The following is a 17,321-nucleotide window of genomic DNA, read 5'->3' on the forward strand; positions in this document are numbered from 1 at the left end:
GGCAGACCGTCACGGCGGCTTCGTGCCAAGGTCGGCCTGAACCTGCCGTGAAGAGGCAGGGAGCAACGAAAAGCGCCGCTGCGCACCGGTCGGGACCGGATGGGCAGCGGCGTTTGTTCATAACAGCCTAAGTCCGGCCTTATTGGCCGAAGGTGCGTTGCCACCAGCCACGGCGGGGTTCGCCATCCTCGCCCACGCCGTCTTCGCCATTGGCGGCGTCGGCGGTTTCGGCAACGGAGGCTTGCGGCGCGGCCGCTTGCGCCACCGTTTCGACGGCGGGTGCAGCGGCCTCGACCTCTGTATCCGCGACGACGGGCTTCTTGCGACGGGTGCGCTTGGGCTTGGCCGGCGCTTCCTCTGCAGCGGGCGCCTCGACGGCAGGCACGGTTTCCTGCGCAGCAACATCCGCTTCCGCAGCATCGGCGACGGGCTTCTTGCGACGGGTGCGCTTGGGCTTGGCCGGCGCCTCCTCGGCAGCGGCGTCGACCGGCGCGGGTTCGGCGGCGGCTTCCGCCACAGGCTCGACCACGGGTTCGGCCACTGCGGCTACCGGCTCGACATCCGCCTTGGGCTTGCGGGCGCGGGGGCGACGACGGGTCTTGGGCGCCTCTTCGGCGGGCGCCGCCTCGACCACGGCTTCGGCGACCGGCTCGACTGCTGCCGCAACCGCTTCCGCCGGTTCGCCAGCTTCCGCTTCGACGGTTGCAACGTCCTCGCCGCCTTCCCCGCCTTCGCGGCGACGGCGACCACCACGGCGACCGCGACGACCGCGGCGACGCGCGCCGCCATCCTCGTCATCACCCGCGGCGGCAGCTGGCGCCGATGCGTCGGGCGCGTCTTCGGCTGTCGCGACGGCTTCGTCTTCACCCTCGGCTTCCGCATCGCCATTCTCGCTGGCGTCTTCCTCGGCGCGATTATCCTCTCGCTGGCCGCCACGACGGCGACGGCGACGACGACGACGACGGCCGCCGTCACGATCTTCGTCTCCGCGATCGCTGCGATCGCTTCGTTCTTCACGCTCGGTTTCGGCTTCGGCTTCGGCCTCCTCGACCTCTTCCTCTTCCTCCTCGATGACGTCCAGATCGTCGTCCTCTTCCGGCAGCGGCGCATAGGTCACGACACGTTCGGGCCGTGGGCCGCTCGCCTCGACCGACATGCGCGCGCCCTCGATCTCGCCATCGGGCAGGATTTCGATGCGCACGCCATAGCGCTGCTCGATCTCGTCCAGTTCGGCGCGCTTGTTGTTGAGGACGTAGAAGGCCGCTTCCTGGCTGGCGCGCAGGGTGATGAGGCTACCGCGACCACGCGCCGCTTCTTCTTCCAGCATCCGCAGCGCGCCCAGGCCCGCCGACGATGCGGTGCGGACCAGGCCCGTGCCTTCGCAATGCGGGCACTGGCGGGTCGATGCTTCCAGCACGCCGGTGCGCAGGCGCTGCCGGCTCATTTCCATCAGGCCGAAGCCGGAGATGCGGCCGACCTGGATGCGGGCGCGATCGTCCTTCAGCGCCTCCTTCATCGCCTTCTCGACCTTGCGGATGTTGGAGTTCACCTCCATGTCGATGAAGTCGATGACGACCAGACCGGCCATGTCGCGCAGGCGCAACTGGCGCGCGATTTCGCGCGCGGCTTCTAGGTTGGTGGCGACGGCGGTCTGCTCGATACCATGTTCGCGGGTCGACCGGCCCGAGTTGATGTCGATCGACACCAGCGCTTCGGTCGGGTTGATGACCAGATAGCCGCCGGACTTGAGCTGCACGACGGGGTTGTACATCGCCGCCAGTTGCTCTTCGACGCTGGCGCGCTGGAACAGCGACACCGGATCGGCATATTGCTTCACCCGCCGGGCATGGCTGGGCATCAGCAGGCGCATGAAGTCCTTGGCGGCCTTGTAGCCATGCTCGCCCTCGACGATCACTTCCTCGATATCCTTGTTATAGATATCGCGGATCGCGCGCTTGATGAGGTCGCTGTCGTTGTGGATCAGCTCGGGCGCTGCGGCTTTCAGCGTCTTTTCGCGAATCTCGTCCCACAGGCGGGCGAGATAGTCGAAGTCGCGCTTGATCTCCGGCTTGGTCCGCTGGAGGCCGGCGGTGCGGACGATGCAGCCCATCGAGGAGGGCAGCGCCATTTCGGCGATGATCGACTTCAACCGCTTGCGGTCGGCCGCATTGCTGATCTTGCGCGAAATGCCGCCGCCATGGCTGGTGTTGGGCATCAGCACGCAATAGCGGCCGGCCAGCGACAAATAGGTGGTCAGCGCCGCGCCCTTGTTGCCGCGCTCTTCCTTGACGACCTGGACCAGCAGCACCTGGCGGCGCTTGATGACGTCCTGGATCTTGTAGCGACGGCGCAGCGCCATGCGCTTGCGGCGCAGTTCGTCGGCGGCTTCGTCGCCGCCGCGGCCACGACCGCGTCCACCGCGACGGCCGCCGCGATCGCCATTGGCCCCGTCGTTGCCGGCTTCGCCCTCGGCCTGTTCGGCGTCTTCGCCCGGCTCTTCATCGTCATGATGATGGGGCGCCTCGACATATTCGACGCCGCCTTCGGCCGGGCCATGGTCATGGTCTTCGTCGTCATCGTCGAAATCGGCGCGCAGCGCGGCCTCTTCCTCGGCGTGGGCGCGTTCTTCGCGCAACAGAGCCTCGCGGTCCTCGCGCGGGATCTGGTAATAATCCGGATGAATCTCGCTGAAAGCAAGGAAGCCATGGCGGTTGCCGCCATAATCGACGAACGCCGCCTGGAGCGACGGCTCCACGCGGGTGACCTTGGCCAGATAGATATTGCCCTTGAGCTGCTTGTGCTCTGCGGACTCGAAGTCGAACTCCTCGATCCGGTTACCCTTGACGACCGCGACCCGGGTCTCTTCCCGGTGGCGCGCGTCGATCAGCATACGCATTGTCATTTATATATCTCCGGCGTGGACGGGCTGCGGCACAGGGCCGCGCCGCCACGCGATAGTGAAGGGACGGCCGGGCGCGCTCCGTTAAGGGCGCGGATGTCGGCATCGTCCAGGTTTGAAGGAAATTATGCGCGTCTGCTGCGTCGGCAGGGCCGGACAAATCGCCGGGCCGGACCATCCACGCCGCATCGCCCGTGACCGGGGCAAGCGTGGAATGGAAATCATGCCTCATGCAGCGTCAACCTGTTTACGACACTGCGGGGGGCAAATGCTGCCTCCGCCGGTGCCTGTCTCATTGCCCCGCAAGGCTGCCATGATATCGGCAAGTCTTTCAGGAATATGAATGGGTAGCAGTCAAATACCGACGGGGCAACGGCCGCCTGAAATATAATGCCGTGTCCGCCGGTCGGGCTATCGATGCTCTATTCATCGTGAAGGACGGGTTAACCTTCTCATTTTACCGGGCCACAAGGAGCGATGCTTAATCCGGAATTTAGCGTGGGGACGCTGAACGGATTAGCCCAAATGAAATTTGGCTGGACGGCCGACAGGCGCGCGTCGCACAAGCGGCGTATGCTCCAAAGCATTGCCCTGGCAGGCACGATATTGATGGCGGTCCCCGGCAGCGCCGGCGGCATATCCGGCGTGGACGTGCAGGATGACACCGTCGTCGTGCGCTTCGACGACCGCGTGGACGGGGCTTCGGCCTTTCTGCTGGATTCGCCGCGCCGCATCGCGCTCGACATCAACGGCGCGCAAATGGGCAGGGGGCGGTTCACGCCGGGCAACGGCGCCATCGCCGCGGTGCGCCAGGGGCAATTGAGCGGCGACACGGCGCGCGTGGTGCTGGACCTCTCCACCCCGGCGACGCTGGGCAATGCGCGGCTGGCGCAGGACGGAAAGTCGCTCAGCTTCTCGCTACAGGGCGTGAGCGACAGCCGGTTCCGCGCCGAAGTGGGCAAGGGGCGCACGCGCTTCGACGGCCCTGCCGACATGGCGGCGCGTCCGCAAAAGCGCATCCATTCGATCACCGTGCCGATCCCCGCCGCGGCGCGCGGCGTGTCGCTGCCACAGGTGGAGGGGGCGCATGACGGCGCCCGGCCGCTGGTGGTGATCGACGCGGGCCATGGCGGCCATGATCCCGGCGCGATCAACAAGGAAAATGGCAAGCGCGAGAAAGACGTGACACTGGCCATCGCCCAGGCGATTCGCGATCAGTTGGTCAAGTCCGGCCGGGTGCGCGTGGCGCTGACCCGCGACGACGATAAATTCCTGGTGCTGCAGGAACGTTATGGCATCGCCCGCAAGCTGGGCGCGGACCTGTTCATCTCGATCCATGCCGATGCGGCAGAAAATACCGAAGCCCATGGTGCGACCGTCTATACGCTGTCGGAAACGGCGTCCGATCGCGAAGCGGCACGGCTGGCGGCGCGGGAAAATAAGGCGGACATCATCAACGGCGTCAATCTGGGCGGCCAGTCGGGTGACGTCTCGTCCATCCTGATCGACCTGACGCAGCGCGAATCGATGAACATATCGGCCAATTTTGCGCGGCTGTTGCAGCGGGAGGCGGCGCCCTATGTGCCGTTCCGCAGCGCCTATCACCGCTTCGCCTCGCTGATGGTGCTCAAGGCCCCGGACACGCCGTCGATCCTGTTCGAAACCGGCTATATCAGCAACGCCGACGACAGCGCCTTCCTGTCCTCGCGCGAGGGACAGGGCAAGATCGCTCGCGGCGTCGCCCGCGCGATCGAGGTGCATTTCGCCCGCAAACTGGCGATGCGCGACGGGGCGGCTGGCGGCTGAACGCAGCCATAAAAGTGCAAAAACCGTTCGCCCTGAGCCTGTCGAAGGGCGTTGCGCGTGCCCTTCGACAGGCTCAGGGCGAACGGAGGTGGGTTCGGTTTGGGCAAGAGTTGCGGCGGATCGCGTCATGCCCACTGGTCTTGGCGATAATTTGACCCTAGAGCCTCTTCCCTATGGAAGAGGCCCGTTCCGAACCCGCCCCGTCGTCCTTCGCCTATCGCCTGCGCCGCGACGCGGGGGGCTTTTTCGGCCGTCTGCGTCCCTTATGGCAACGCCGCTGGTTCCGCTGGACGTCGATCCTGCTGGGCGGCTTCGCGCTGTTCTGCGCCCTGTTCTGGCTCATCTTCGCGCGCGGCCTGCCCGATGCGGCGACGCTGCTGGAATATGAACCGCCTCTGCCCACCATCGTGCGCGATATCAATGGCCAGCCGGTGCACAGCTATGCCCGCGAGCGCCGCGTCCAACTCCAATATAGCGATTATCCGCCGCTGCTGATCCGCGCCTATCTGGCGGCGGAGGACAAGACCTTCTTCGAACATCATGGCGTGGATATTCCCGGCTTCGCCGGCGCGGTGGTCGATTATGCCAGCAAGCTGGGGTCGGGCCAGCGCGCGCGCGGCGGCTCCACCATCACCCAGCAGGTGGCCAAGAACCTGCTGATCGGCGATGAATATTCGCCCACGCGCAAGGTGAAGGAGATGATCCTCGCCTACCGCATGGAAAATGTGCTGAGCAAGCAGCAGATACTCGAACTCTATCTCAACCAGATTTTCCTCGGCCGCAACGCTTACGGCGTGCAGGCGGCCGCGCGCGCCTATTTCGACAAGGATGTCGCCGACCTGACCCTGCCTGAAATGGCCTATCTCGCCATCCTGCCCAAGGGGCCGGCCAATTACCGCCCCGAAAGCGAAAGCGGCCATGCCCGCGCGCTCGACCGGCGCAACTGGGCGCTGGGCGAGATGGAGAAAAATGGCTGGATCACGGCGGCCCAGCGTTCGGCGGCGCAGGCCCAGCCGCTCGGCACCGTGGCCGCCCATGGCTCCAGCTTCGACGCCCGCGCCGGCGGCTATTATATGGAGGAGGTGCGCCGTCGCCTGATCGGCCTGTTCGGCGAAAAGGCCGATGATGGCCCCAACAGCGTCTATGCCGGCGGCCTGTGGGTGCGCAGCCCCTATGATCCGGTGGTGCAGGACAGCGTGGCCACCGCGCTGCGCAACGGCCTGCTCCGCTTCGACGCCGGACGCGGCTGGTCCGGTCCGGTCGGCCACATCAATATCGACAATGGCTGGGAACGCGAACTGGCGGCCAGCTATATCGACGTCGATTATGCGCAATGGCGCGTCGCCGTCGTCATCAGCCGGACCTCGTCCGAGGCGCAGATCGGCTTTGCCGACGGCAGCACCGGCGCGCTGCCCGCCGGATCGGCGCAGATGCCGTATCGCAAGATCGGCGGCCCTGCCTTTTCGGCGATGAAGCCCGGCGACCTGATCGTCGTGGCGCGCAACGGATCGAGCTGGGCGCTGCGCTCCATCCCCGAAGTGTCGGGCGGCATGGTCGCCGAAGAGGTCCATTCGGGTCGCATCCGCGCGATGCAGGGCGGCTTCGATTCGCGCCTGTCCTCCTACAACCGTGCGACGCAGGCGCTGCGCCAGCCGGGATCGACCATCAAGCCATTCGTCTATGCCGCCGCGCTCGACAATGGCATGACCCCGGCGTCGATCATCGTCGATGGCCCCTTGTGCGTCTATCAGGGCGCGGGCCTCGGCCAGAAATGCTTCCGCAACTTCTCCGGCGGCAGCGCCGGGCCGCAGACGATGCGCTGGGGCGTGGAGCAGTCGCGCAACCTGATGACCGTGCGCGCCGCCAGCCAGACCGGCATGGACCGGGTCGTGCGCACCATCAAGAATATGGGAATCGGCGACTATCAGCCCTATCTCTCCTTCGCTTTGGGCGCGGGTGAGACGACGGTGGAACGGATGGTCAACGCCTATGCCGCGCTCGCCAACCAGGGACGGCAATTCCCGCCCAAGGTCATGGATTATGTGCAGGACAGGCGCGGCAAAGTGATCTGGCCGGAGCGCTGGCGCGCCTGCGACGGCTGCAACATGGCGAACTGGGACGGCAAGCCGATGCCCCGCTTCGGCATGGAGGGCAAGCAGGTGATGAACCCGATGACCGCCTATCAGGTCGTCCACATCGCCGAAGGCGTGGTCCAGCGCGGCACCGCCACCGTGCTGGCCGATCTGGGCCGGCCGCTGTTCGGCAAGACCGGCACCACCAACGGCCCGACCAACGTCTGGTTCGTGGGCGGATCGCCCGATATCGTCGCCGGCGTCTATATCGGCTACGACCAGCCACGAAGCCTGGGCGGCTGGGCGCAAGGCGGCCGCATCGCCGCGCCGATCTGGAAGGCGGCGATGGCGCCGATCCTGGAAACCATGCCCAAGACGCCCTTCGTCGCCCCGGCGGGCGTGCGCATGGTTGCGATCGACCGCCGGTCGGGCAAGCGCGTCTATGGCGCCTGGCCGACCAGCGAGCCGAAGGCCGCGGTCATCTGGGAAGCGTTCAAGCCCGAATCCGAACCGCGCCGCACGATCCGCAAGGAGGAAGCGGAGGAACAGGCCAAGGTCGCCGAAAGCCGCGCCGACCGCGCCGTGTCGAGCGGTCGCCGCCGTACCGACGCCGACTTCCTGGAAGGACAGGGCGGAATCTACTAAGGTGCCGTCGGGCCTACGCTCTTCCCAAATCTGCCGCCCTCGGATAGGGGCAGTCGCCTGATGCGTTGAGACGCCACGACATTTCTGGAGACTCCCCATGCGCGCCGAAGCGCAGCAATATATCGACCGTATCGACGCCGCGCTGGACCTGCTGCGCCGCTTCCTCGACTGGGACCGCGCGCTGCGCCGACTGGACGAGCTGAATGCGCGCGTCGAGGACCCAACCCTGTGGGACAATGCGAAGCTGGCGCAGGAGGTGATGCGCGAGCGCACCCGGCTGGAAAGCGCGATCGGCGCCACCCGTGCGATCGAGGGCGGCAAGAGCGACAATGCCGAACTGATCGAAATGGCAGAGGCCGAGGGCGACGAGGAAATGGTTTCCGAAGCCATCGCGTCGCTCAAGGCGCTGGCCGACCGGGCGGACGAGGACAAGATCAAGGCGCTGCTGGCCGGCGAGGCCGATGCCAGCGACACCTATCTGGAAATCCATGCAGGGGCTGGCGGGACCGAAAGCCAGGACTGGGCCGAAATCCTCTCCCGCATGTATCGCCGCTGGGCCGAACGGCGCGGCTACAAGGTGGAACTGGTCGATTATCAGGCCGGCGAAACCGCGGGCATCAAGTCGGCCACCTTCCTGATCAAGGGCGAGAACGCCTATGGCTATGCCAAGACCGAAAGCGGCGTCCACCGCCTGGTCCGCATCAGCCCCTATGACAGCGCCGCGCGCCGCCACACCAGCTTCTCATCGGTGTGGGTCTATCCGGTGATCGACGACAATATCGATATCGAGGTCAAGGAATCCGACCTCAAGATCGATACCTATCGCGCATCGGGCGCGGGCGGGCAGCACGTCAACACCACCGATTCGGCGGTCCGCATCACCCACGTCCCGTCGGGCATTATCGTCGCATCGCAGAATGACCGATCGCAGCACAAGAACCGCGCGACGGCGATGAACATGCTGAAGGCGCGCCTGTACGAAGCCGAACTGCGCAAACGCGAAGAAGCGGCCAATACAGACTATCAGGCCAAGACCGAAATCGGCTGGGGCCACCAGATCCGCTCCTATGTGCTCCAGCCCTATCAGTTGGTGAAGGATCTGCGCACCGGCGTTACCTCGACCGCGCCCGACGATGTGCTGGACGGCGCGCTCGACCCGTTCATGGCCGCTGCCCTGTCGCAGAAGGTGACCGGCGAGAAGGTCGATGTGGAGGATGTGGACTGATGATCCGGGCGGTCATGGCGGGCGTGCTTGTCCTGCTGGCCGCCTGCGACCAGATTGGCGGCGGCAAGGATTCGCATCGCTCCGCCGTGGCGGCACCCTTTCCGCAGGCCGACCGCCCGGTGGCCCCGATCGTGTCGACCCGCTGGTCGAGCGAGGAAGCGCGCGACCGGGTCAACGAGGCGGAAGATATCATGGACCGGGCGGGCATCCGCCCCGGCATGACCGTCGCGGATATCGGCGCAGGCGAGGGCTATTATACCGTGCGTCTCGCCAGACGGGTGGGCGACAAGGGTCGCGTCCTGGCGGAGGATATCATGCCCGAGGTGATCGAGGCGCTGTCGCGCCGCATCACCCGGGAGAAATGGGATAATGTCAGCGTGAAGCTGGGCGCGCCGGAAGACCCCAAGCTGCCGGAGAACAGCTTCGACCGCATATTGATGGTCCATATGTATCATGAGATTGGCGAACCCTATGCCTTTCTGTGGCACATGAGTCCGGCGTTGAAGAAGGACGGCGAACTGATCGTGGTCGATGCCAACCGGCCGACCGACCAGCATGGCACGCCGCCGCGCCTGTTGGCCTGCGAACTGGCGGCGATGGGATTCCGCATGGAGCAGGTGATCCCGAAACCGACCGCGGGCGGCTATCTGGCCCGTTTCCGGCGCATCGCCGCGCGGCCCGACCCGGCCAGCATCGTCCCCTGCGCCTTTCAGGGCTGAACCGCAGGGTTAATTTTTGCCTAATGTTGCTTGTTGAGAAGCCGGCATGGCCCGATGGCGTAAAGATCATTCAGGGAGGCTGCGGCATGACCGATCGAGGGTCTTTCACGGCATTGGACATGCGACAGCGGGGTGCTGCGCGGCACAAGCTGTTTGAACCCCTGGCGCTGCGCCATGCCGGGGTGCTTCGGCGCGCCCATATGCTGGACCTGTCGGTGTCGGGCGCGTTGCTCCACGCCGAACGGCCGCCGCGGATCGGCGATGGCGTCATCATCGAATTCCAAGACTTGGCGGCGGTTGCGCATGTCATATGGGTGCGGGCCAAGCGCTTTGGCGTGCGGTTCGACGTGCCGCTGCCCGAAACAGCCTTGCGCGCGATACTCGACGGCGGCGCGGCTTGCTCCTGAGGGACTGGCTGCTGTAGGGTCGGCAGCGATGCATTTCGACGATCAGCTCCAGCGCTATTTCGGGACGACCGAGATCGATAGCCTGCCTGCCGCGGCGATGGAGTCCGGGATCGAGCGGATGCGCGTCGACCTGGGGCTGGAGGAGGATCGCGGGCGGCGGTTCGCGCTCTGGTCGCTGCTGTTCCTGCTTGGCGATGCGCCCGACCTGGAGGTCGTGTTCGAGGATGCGACGGACCGGGACGCGGCGCGCAACTTCATGGAATTGACCGAACAGGGCTGACCCTGCCTGCCTCATAGGTCGATGAGTTTTGGTGAAGCGCCTGCGACCCTCTTTCCTTCCGCCAGCCCGTCGGTAAGACGCAACCCAATAGCTTCGAGAGGATCGCATGGAATATCGCACGCTCGGCCGCACCGACCTGAAGGTCAGCCTGATCTGTCTGGGCACCATGACCTGGGGATCGCAAAATAGCGAGGCGGAGGCGCACGCCCAGCTGGATTATGCGATCGGCGAGGGCGTCAACTTCATCGATACGGCCGAAGCCTATCCGGTGACGCCGGTCAGCGCGGACACGCAATTTTTGACCGAAACCTATATCGGCAACTGGATCGCCGGGCGCAGGAAGCGCGACGACATCATCCTGGCGACCAAGGTGGCGGGGCCATCGCGCGATCCGATCCGCCAATTTCGGGGCGGCGACAACCGGCTGGATCGCCGCAATATCCATCAGGCGGTCGATGACAGCCTGAAGCGGTTGAAGACGGATTATATCGATCTGTATCAGGTGCATTGGCCCGACCGGCCGGTGCCGTCCTTCGGCGCGCGCGGCCTGGGTGCGCTGGCCGACGGTCCCGACACGGTGCCGATCCAGGAGACGCTGGAGGCGCTGGCCGACCTGGTCCAGGCCGGCAAGATCCGCCACGTCGGCGTATCCAACGAGACGCCCTGGGGGCTGGGCGAATATCTGCGGCTTGCGCGCGATCAGGGGTTGCCGAGGGTGGCGTCGATCCAGAACGCCTACAACCTGCTCAATCGAATCTTCGAGATCGGCCTGTCCGAATTCGCCCTGCGCGAGGATGTGGGGCTGCTCGCCTATTCGCCGCTGGCGGGCGGCAATCTGACCGGCAAATATCTGGGCGGGGTCATTCCGCCGGGTTCGCGCCGCGACGTGTCGCGCCAGTTCGTGCGCTACGACCTGCCCAACCAGCCGGTCGCCAGCGCCCGCTATGTGGCGGTCGCCCATGCCTTCGGCCTGGACCCGGCGACGCTCGCACTGGCTTTCGTCCATGCCCAGCCCTTCGTCACATCGACGATCATTGGCGCGACCAGCCTGGAGCAGTTACGGGTCGATATCGCGAGCGCGGCCATCCGCCTGACCGATGAGCAACTGGCGGCGATCGAAACGGTGCATCGCGTGCTGCCCGATCCCTGTCCCTGACGAGAGTCTATCGTCAGGCGGCGCGTGGCGAATGGGATTCCTTGTCCGAGGAAGCGGGGGTGTCCGCCATCGCCGCTATGCCGAGCCACCAGTCGTCGACGGAAGGGGTGAGGATCGCCAAACTGCCACGGCGCGGACGCGCGTGCCAGATCGAGGCGACACGCAGATAGCGCCATTGCGGATCGCAGTTGACGGGGACATGGCGAAAGCGGCTCTTCATGCCGGTCGTTACGGGATCGATGGGGCGCAATTCGCTGGGAACGTCACGCCAGCTGCCGTCGGGGAAACGCACAGAAATCGCCATCGCCTGCCTCCATTCCCCGCCGTCACTCCCCCATAACGCGTTACAAGCCATTGAGTTCATTGCGCCTTGTAGGAAAGGGGTGAAGCGCGACTGCGCGCGACGAAAAACGCGTCAAGCGCGATTTCGCGCCAATATCACATCATGCTATTGATAATATGTCGCATTATCTATACGCCGCGAGCCAATCGAATCACGAATAAGGGGCGTTGGAATGAAGGTAAAATGGATCGCGCTGGGCAGCGCAGCGGGCATGGCGTTGTGCCATACGGTGGCTCATGCCGCGGACGGAGCCGCCGTCGCAGCGGCGGATCAGATGCAGGACAGCATCATCGTCACCGCAGCCACGACCGGCTCGAAGACCGACACCGCGCTGGTCGAACTGCCCCAGCCGATCAAGGTTATTACGTCGGAACAATATCTGTCGCAGGGCGCGATCAGCATCTCCGACACGGTCAAATATGCTGCCGGCGTGCTGGCCAATCCCTACGGCCGCGACACACGGGTGGACGGCTTCAACGTGCGCGGCCTGGACGCGCTCCAGTTCCGCGACGGCATGCGCGACATTTTCAGCTATTATGCCAGCGTCACGTCGGACCCCTATAATTTCTCGCGCGTCGAAATCCTGCGCGGTCCGGCCTCCGTTCTGTTCGGCCAGGGATCGATCGGCGGCCTCGTCAACCTCGTCTCCAAGACGCCGGAGTTCCGCACCGGCAGCGAGCTGAACCTCGTCTATGGCAGCTATGACCGCAAGGAAGTCCTGGGCGACGTCAATGTCGCGCTGGCCGATAACCTGGCGGTCCGCTTCGTCGGCCGCGCTCGCGACGCCGACACCTATGTCGATCATGTGCCCGACGACCGCGTGATGTTTGCGCCGTCGATCCGCTGGCAGCCGACGCCCGACACCGACATCGTGCTGACCGGCCTCTATCAGGAGGACGATAGCGGATCGACCTCGCAATTCCTGCCGATCGTCGGCACCTTCCGCCCCAACACGGTCGCAGGCGAGCAGCTTGGGCGCTACACCTTCGTCGGCAAGGCGGGCTGGGACCGCTATGCCGGTCGCTCGCTGCAGGGCGGCGGCTCCATCACGCACCGCTTTTCCGATGCTATCAAGCTCAGCCTGAAGGCCCGCTATATCGACAGCGATCTGGCATATAACACCCATTATGCCGACAGCTATTCCAATCCGCAGGACCCCTTCTCGGTCTATGGTACGGATGGGCGCACGATCGGCCTGACCGCCAGCGCCAGCGATGCGCGAATGAACGTCTTCTCGACCGACAACAATCTCCAGGTCAATTTCAACACCGGCGCCAATATCGAACACAAGCTGCTTGTTGGCATCGACTATAGCTGGAACAAGGTGGCCAAGCGGACTGTTTACGGCAGCGAAATCGTTGATCTCTACGACATCGACTATGGTACGCTTCAAACCTATGACGCTACCGGTCCGTTCGCCGCGGAAACGCAAAAACAGCTTGGAGTTTACGTCCAGGACCAGATCCGTTTCTACGATCGCGTCTCGGTCGTGCTGGGCGCCCGTCGCGACCATGTGACCGGCTCATCGGGCCAAAAGGATAATGCCACCACGTTCCGCGCCGGCATCATCGGCGAAATCGGCGCCGGCATCTCGCCCTTTTTCAGCTATACCGAAAGCTTCCTGCCGGTTGCGGGTAGAATTCAACTGCCAGGCGGCATTCCGAGCGATGCCTACCGCCCACAGACCGGCACCCAATATGAGGCGGGCGTGAAGTGGCAACCGGCCGCCAGCACGTTGGTCACAGCCACGATGTTCAAGATCAAGGAGCGCAACCGCGTCCTGTATGGCGCCAATGATTCTACCACTCAGTCCGGGGTGCTCAGCACAAAGGGGTTCGAGATCGAGGCCAGCCATACCCTGCCAGGCAATTTCGAACTGCTGGCCAATTATGGCTATTCGAAGCTGAAGTCGGAAACCAACACGAGCCTCGACTATATGCCGCGTCATACGGCGTCGGTCTGGTCGACCAAGACGTTCGGCCTTTCCGGCGAGGCTCAACTGCGTCTGGGCGGCGGCGTCGTATATAGTGGCAAGAGCGTCTCGACCGGTCTTGTCGATCCCTATGGATTCAATGCCGCCATTCCTGTCGGCGCGCTATATACGATCGTCACGCCGTCGCGCACCACGGTCGATGCGCTGGCGGAGATCAACTGGAACAGCTGGCGCTTCGCGCTGAACGCCACCAACCTGCTCAACAACCATTATTATGCGTCCTGCCTGGCGCGGGGCGACTGTTTCGTCGGCGCGCCGCGCAACGTGATGGGCACGGTCGGTTTCCGTTTCTGACGCGATATCAAAGGAGAGAAAGCATGAAGAGATTATCCCTGGCCCTGGTGGCGCTGGTGAGCCTGTCCTGCGTGGCGCAGGCGCATGAAATATGGGTGGAGCGGGACGGCACGGGGCCAGCGCGCATCTATCTGGGCGAACCGGGCGAGGCGCTGCCCGAAGGCGGAGATCCCGAGTTCGAGAAGCTGAAGGCGCCCAAACTGATGCCCGCCTCGCAGGCGGCGCAGGTCCGCAAGGCCGGCTATATCGAGGTTGCGGCACCGGCCGGCGACGTGCGCGTCATCGACGACACGGTGTTCGAACCCTGGGGCGAAGAGGGCAAGAAGGAAGGCGTAATCTATTACGCCCGCGCTGGCCGCGCCGAGGCGAAGGCGGGCCTGCCGCTGGAGATCGTGCCGACCGCCGCCCATGCCGACAGCTTCACCTTGCTGCGCGAAGGCAAGCCGGTGCCCGCCACCAAGCTGACCGTCATTTCGCCCGACAAATGGACCAAGGCGTTCACGACCGATGCCCAGGGTCGCGTGGCGCTGCCGCTCAAGGACAAGGGTCGCTATATTCTGAGCGCGACGCAGGAGGAAAAGGGTGACCTCAGCCTGGCCAACCAGAAGGTCGCGACCCTCTATCATATGGCGACGCTGACCTTCTTGAACGACTGATCAATATGTGACGGCGCCTGTCATCGATATGACTTGGCGCCGTCAACCAAACCACATTGCGGTGCAACATGATGCGGATAGGCCGCCCCCGACTTCAGGTCCAAGAGGGGGACTATCCAAATGCGTATCACCACCATATTGCTGATGGCGTCGACCGCCATCATCGCCCAATCCGCCTATGCCCAGGACGTTGCGCCCGCCGCGGCCGATGTGGCGGCGGACGCCGGCGCCGACATCATCGTGTTCGGCCGGGGCGAAACCCGTCAGGTGCAGGAAATCTCCGCCAAGGACATCGTCACGCTGACGCCGGGCACCAATCCGCTCAAAGCGATCGAAAAGCTGCCCAGCGTCAATTTCCAGTCGGCCGACCCGTTCGGCAATTATGAATGGTCGCAGCGTGTGACCATCCGCAGCTTCAACCAGAACCAGCTCGGCTTCACCTTCGACGGCATTCCGCTGGGCGACATGAGCTATGGCAACCATAACGGCCTGCACATCACCCGCGCCATCAGCAGCGAGAATATCGGCAGCGTGCGCGTGTCGCAGGGCGCCGGCTCGCTCGGCACGCAGGCGACGGGCAACCTGGGCGGCACGGTCGAGACCTTCTCGATGGACCCGGCTGAAGCCTTCGGCGCGCAGGGCAACCTGACCTATGGCAGCGACGACACCTGGCGCGCCTTCGGCCGCATCAACCTGGGCAGCGCGGACGGCATCCGCGGCTATGTGTCCTATGGCTATGGCTCGACCGACAAATATAAGGGTGAGGGCGTCCAGGACCAGCATATGGGCAACGCCAAGGTCGTGATCCCGGTCGGCGACGCCAAGATTGACGGCTGGCTGAGCTATTCGGACCGGCGCGAGCAGGATTATCAGGACATGTCGATGGGCATGATCCGCCGCCTCGGTTGGGACTGGGACAACACCTATCCCGACTATGCCCGCGCGATCGACTATGCCGACCGCCTGAACGACGTCGACAAGGTCAGCAACAGTGGGGGCTCGCCCTTTCCCGACGGCCTGTACGACTATAGCGGCGCGCCCGTCGCCACCGGCCAGACCTATCCGGGCAATGTCACCAGCGCCGACGACGCTTATTATGACGCCGCCGGCTTGCGCAAGGACTGGCTGGGTGCGGTGGGGCTGACCACGCCGATCGGCGATGCCGCGACCTTCAAGATCAAGGGCTATTATCACAATAATAGCGGCATGGGCCTGTGGGCGACCCCCTATACGCCAAGCCCGAACGGCGTGCCGATGTCGGTGCGCACCACCGAATATGACATGGACCGGATCGGCGCGTTCGGCAGTGTCGACTACACGCTCGGCATCCAGAATTTCAGCGTCGGCGCCTGGTATGAAAATAACCAGTTCCATCAGGCGCGGCGCTTCTACGCCTTCGCCAGCCGCACCGAGCCGGGCCTGTCGTTCCGCGACTATCCCAAGAACCCGTTCGCGACCCAGTGGGAATTCGACTTCACCACCAATACCTTCCAATATCATGTCCAGGACAAGATCGACCTCGGCATGGTGACGATCAACCTGGGCTGGAAGGGCTTCAAGGTCACCAACAAGGCCGAGGCCATCGTCCAGGCGAGCTTCCCGCAGGGCAAGATCAAGGTCGAGGACTGGTTTCAGCCTCATGCCGGCTTCGCGGTGGAGCTGAGCCCCGAAGCGGAAATCTTCGGTGGCTTCACCCAGGTGACCCGCGCCTTCGCCAGCGCCACGACCACTGGTCCCTTCTCCACCAACCAGGCCGGTTTCGACGCGATCAAGGATGATCTGAAACCGGAGACGTCGGACACGTTCGAACTGGGCCTGCGCTACAATACGCCGGTCTTCAACGGCACGCTCGGCGCCTATCTGGTCAACTTCAAGAACCGCCTGCTCGCGGTGCAGGTGGGCAGCCCGATCCAGGGTCTGGCCTCCGCCCTCCAGAATGTCGGCGGCGTGCGCGCGGTCGGTGTCGAGGCGGCGGGCGACCTGAAGCTCGGCCATGGCTTCGGCGTCTATGCCAGCTACAGCTACACCGACGCCACCTATCGCGACAATGTGTTCAACAGCAGCGACGGCACGCTGGTCGCCGCGATCAAGGACAAGACCGTGGTCGACAGCCCCAAACATATGCTGCGCGGGGAGGTGAATTACGACCAGGGCCCGATCTTCGGCCGGATCGGCGCCAATTACATGTCGCGCCGCTATTACAGCTACACCAACGACGTGTCGGTCCCCGGCCGGTTGATCGTGGACGCCTCGCTGGGCTATCGCTTCACCGACAAGATCGAGTTGCAACTTAACGCCACCAACCTGTTCGACAAGAAATATGTCGGCACGATCGGGTCGGGCGGCTTCGGCAACAGCGGCGACGCGCAGACTTTGCTGGTCGGCGCGCCGCAGCAATTCTTCATCACCGCCAAGGCGGGGTTCTAAGCACTGGTTCACCCCTCCCCTTCAGGGGAGGGGGGTATAGTGATAGTTGCCAGTTTGTAATTTTCTGACCACAAAGCCAATGTCGGTCATGGGTGGTTAGGGGACCATCGGCTTTAGGTCTAAGAAATCCGAAAGCAGACTTAAATCCCGCGCGGCCATACTATCTGGCCAACTGTTCCGAGCAGCGCCAGCACTATTAAAAGTGCAAGCAGTGACGCCACCGCCCAAAATCTGAACGGTTCTTCCATCCGTCGGCCAGACAACGTGATCCCAAAATACGGCCATTCCATTTTGCCATTTCTGAAGCCCGTGATAAGCAGCCAAATGAACAACACGGTGACGCTTCCGGTGATGATCGGCCCATAGATATTCTCACTCATACGGCGTAAACTGCATCCT

The 17,321-nt window shown here is 64.3% G+C and carries 13 protein-coding genes; 10 read left to right on the forward strand and 3 right to left on the reverse strand.

Annotation, left to right across the window (positions count from 1 at the left end):
* Positions 1-139: 139 nt before the first annotated feature.
* Entirely contained in the window at positions 140-2,902 is a 2,763-nt protein-coding gene (locus ABT375_RS14700) for an Rne/Rng family ribonuclease (RefSeq protein ID WP_416463083.1), read from the reverse strand.
* A 522-nt stretch (positions 2,903-3,424) separates the two neighbouring features.
* On the opposite strand from ABT375_RS14700, the gene ABT375_RS14705 reads away from it, so the two are divergent.
* The 7 genes from ABT375_RS14705 (at position 3,425) to ABT375_RS14735 (ending at position 11,209) form a co-directional block, all read left to right on the forward strand.
* Positions 3,425-4,705, forward strand: a complete 1,281-nt coding sequence (locus ABT375_RS14705) for an N-acetylmuramoyl-L-alanine amidase (RefSeq protein ID WP_224547905.1) — start codon at positions 3,425-3,427, stop codon at positions 4,703-4,705.
* 173 nt (positions 4,706-4,878) lie between these two features.
* Positions 4,879-7,422 (forward strand): penicillin-binding protein 1A, encoded by a 2,544-nt coding sequence (locus tag ABT375_RS14710; RefSeq protein WP_416463084.1) that lies wholly within the window; start codon positions 4,879-4,881, stop codon positions 7,420-7,422.
* A gap of 97 nt (positions 7,423-7,519) precedes the next feature.
* Positions 7,520-8,647: a peptide chain release factor 2 gene (gene prfB / locus ABT375_RS14715; RefSeq protein WP_224547907.1), complete on the forward strand. Its 1,128-nt coding sequence runs from the start codon at positions 7,520-7,522 to the stop codon at positions 8,645-8,647.
* On the forward strand, positions 8,647-9,366 hold the full coding sequence (locus ABT375_RS14720) for a class I SAM-dependent methyltransferase (protein ID WP_224547908.1): 720 nt from the start codon (positions 8,647-8,649) through the stop codon (positions 9,364-9,366). The genes prfB and ABT375_RS14720 overlap by 1 nt, the downstream gene beginning before the upstream one ends.
* Positions 9,367-9,452: 86 nt before the next feature.
* On the forward strand, positions 9,453-9,773 hold the full coding sequence (locus tag ABT375_RS14725) for a PilZ domain-containing protein (RefSeq protein ID WP_416463085.1): 321 nt from the start codon (positions 9,453-9,455) through the stop codon (positions 9,771-9,773).
* A 28-nt stretch (positions 9,774-9,801) separates the two neighbouring features.
* Entirely contained in the window at positions 9,802-10,053 is a 252-nt protein-coding gene (locus ABT375_RS14730; RefSeq protein WP_416463086.1) for a hypothetical protein, read from the forward strand.
* Positions 10,054-10,159: 106 nt separating this feature from the next.
* Positions 10,160-11,209, forward strand: coding sequence for an NADP(H)-dependent aldo-keto reductase (locus ABT375_RS14735; RefSeq protein ID WP_416463087.1), 1,050 nt, complete (start codon positions 10,160-10,162; stop codon positions 11,207-11,209).
* Positions 11,210-11,222: 13 nt separating this feature from the next.
* On the opposite strand, the gene ABT375_RS14740 is transcribed toward ABT375_RS14735, so the two are convergent.
* The gene (locus ABT375_RS14740) at positions 11,223-11,513 is read right to left on the reverse strand and encodes a hypothetical protein (protein ID WP_261935630.1); all 291 of its coding nucleotides are present in this window, start codon (positions 11,511-11,513) and stop codon (positions 11,223-11,225) included.
* A 211-nt stretch (positions 11,514-11,724) separates the two neighbouring features.
* On the opposite strand from ABT375_RS14740, the gene ABT375_RS14745 reads away from it, so the two are divergent.
* The 3 genes from ABT375_RS14745 (at position 11,725) to ABT375_RS14755 (ending at position 16,922) form a co-directional block, all read left to right on the forward strand.
* Positions 11,725-13,839, forward strand: coding sequence for a TonB-dependent siderophore receptor (locus tag ABT375_RS14745; RefSeq protein WP_416463088.1), 2,115 nt, complete (start codon positions 11,725-11,727; stop codon positions 13,837-13,839).
* 23 nt (positions 13,840-13,862) lie between these two features.
* Positions 13,863-14,495 carry a DUF4198 domain-containing protein gene (locus ABT375_RS14750; RefSeq protein ID WP_261935628.1) on the forward strand — a complete coding sequence of 211 codons (633 nt, stop codon included), beginning with the start codon at positions 13,863-13,865 and terminating at the stop codon, positions 14,493-14,495.
* Positions 14,496-14,615: 120 nt separating this feature from the next.
* The gene (locus tag ABT375_RS14755) at positions 14,616-16,922 is read left to right on the forward strand and encodes a TonB-dependent receptor (RefSeq protein ID WP_416463089.1); all 2,307 of its coding nucleotides are present in this window, start codon (positions 14,616-14,618) and stop codon (positions 16,920-16,922) included.
* A gap of 140 nt (positions 16,923-17,062) precedes the next feature.
* Here ABT375_RS14755 and ABT375_RS14760 read toward each other — a convergent pair whose 3' ends face one another.
* Positions 17,063-17,302: a hypothetical protein gene (locus tag ABT375_RS14760; protein ID WP_416463090.1), complete on the reverse strand. Its 240-nt coding sequence runs from the start codon at positions 17,300-17,302 to the stop codon at positions 17,063-17,065.
* Positions 17,303-17,321 lie beyond the last annotated feature (19 nt).

Origin of the sequence: Sphingomonas sp. VDB2 (assembly GCF_047946695.1) — a bacterium.
Lineage (GTDB): Bacteria > Pseudomonadota > Alphaproteobacteria > Sphingomonadales > Sphingomonadaceae > Sphingobium > Sphingobium bisphenolicum.

Bases quoted from the DNA above. Each gene is read 5' to 3' on its own strand.
- ABT375_RS14700 (WP_416463083.1), bottom strand. From the start codon at position 2,902: ATGACAATGCGTATGCTGATCGACGCGCGCCACCGGGAAGAGACCCGG.
- ABT375_RS14705 (WP_224547905.1), top strand. From the start codon at position 3,425: ATGAAATTTGGCTGGACGGCCGACAGGCGCGCGTCGCACAAGCGGCGT.
- ABT375_RS14710 (WP_416463084.1), top strand. From the start codon at position 4,879: ATGGAAGAGGCCCGTTCCGAACCCGCCCCGTCGTCCTTCGCCTATCGC.
- prfB (WP_224547907.1), top strand. From the start codon at position 7,520: ATGCGCGCCGAAGCGCAGCAATATATCGACCGTATCGACGCCGCGCTG.
- ABT375_RS14720 (WP_224547908.1), top strand. From the start codon at position 8,647: ATGATCCGGGCGGTCATGGCGGGCGTGCTTGTCCTGCTGGCCGCCTGC.
- ABT375_RS14725 (WP_416463085.1), top strand. From the start codon at position 9,453: ATGACCGATCGAGGGTCTTTCACGGCATTGGACATGCGACAGCGGGGT.
- ABT375_RS14730 (WP_416463086.1), top strand. From the start codon at position 9,802: ATGCATTTCGACGATCAGCTCCAGCGCTATTTCGGGACGACCGAGATC.
- ABT375_RS14735 (WP_416463087.1), top strand. From the start codon at position 10,160: ATGGAATATCGCACGCTCGGCCGCACCGACCTGAAGGTCAGCCTGATC.
- ABT375_RS14740 (WP_261935630.1), bottom strand. From the start codon at position 11,513: ATGGCGATTTCTGTGCGTTTCCCCGACGGCAGCTGGCGTGACGTTCCC.
- ABT375_RS14745 (WP_416463088.1), top strand. From the start codon at position 11,725: ATGAAGGTAAAATGGATCGCGCTGGGCAGCGCAGCGGGCATGGCGTTG.
- ABT375_RS14750 (WP_261935628.1), top strand. From the start codon at position 13,863: ATGAAGAGATTATCCCTGGCCCTGGTGGCGCTGGTGAGCCTGTCCTGC.
- ABT375_RS14755 (WP_416463089.1), top strand. From the start codon at position 14,616: ATGCGTATCACCACCATATTGCTGATGGCGTCGACCGCCATCATCGCC.
- ABT375_RS14760 (WP_416463090.1), bottom strand. From the start codon at position 17,302: ATGAGTGAGAATATCTATGGGCCGATCATCACCGGAAGCGTCACCGTG.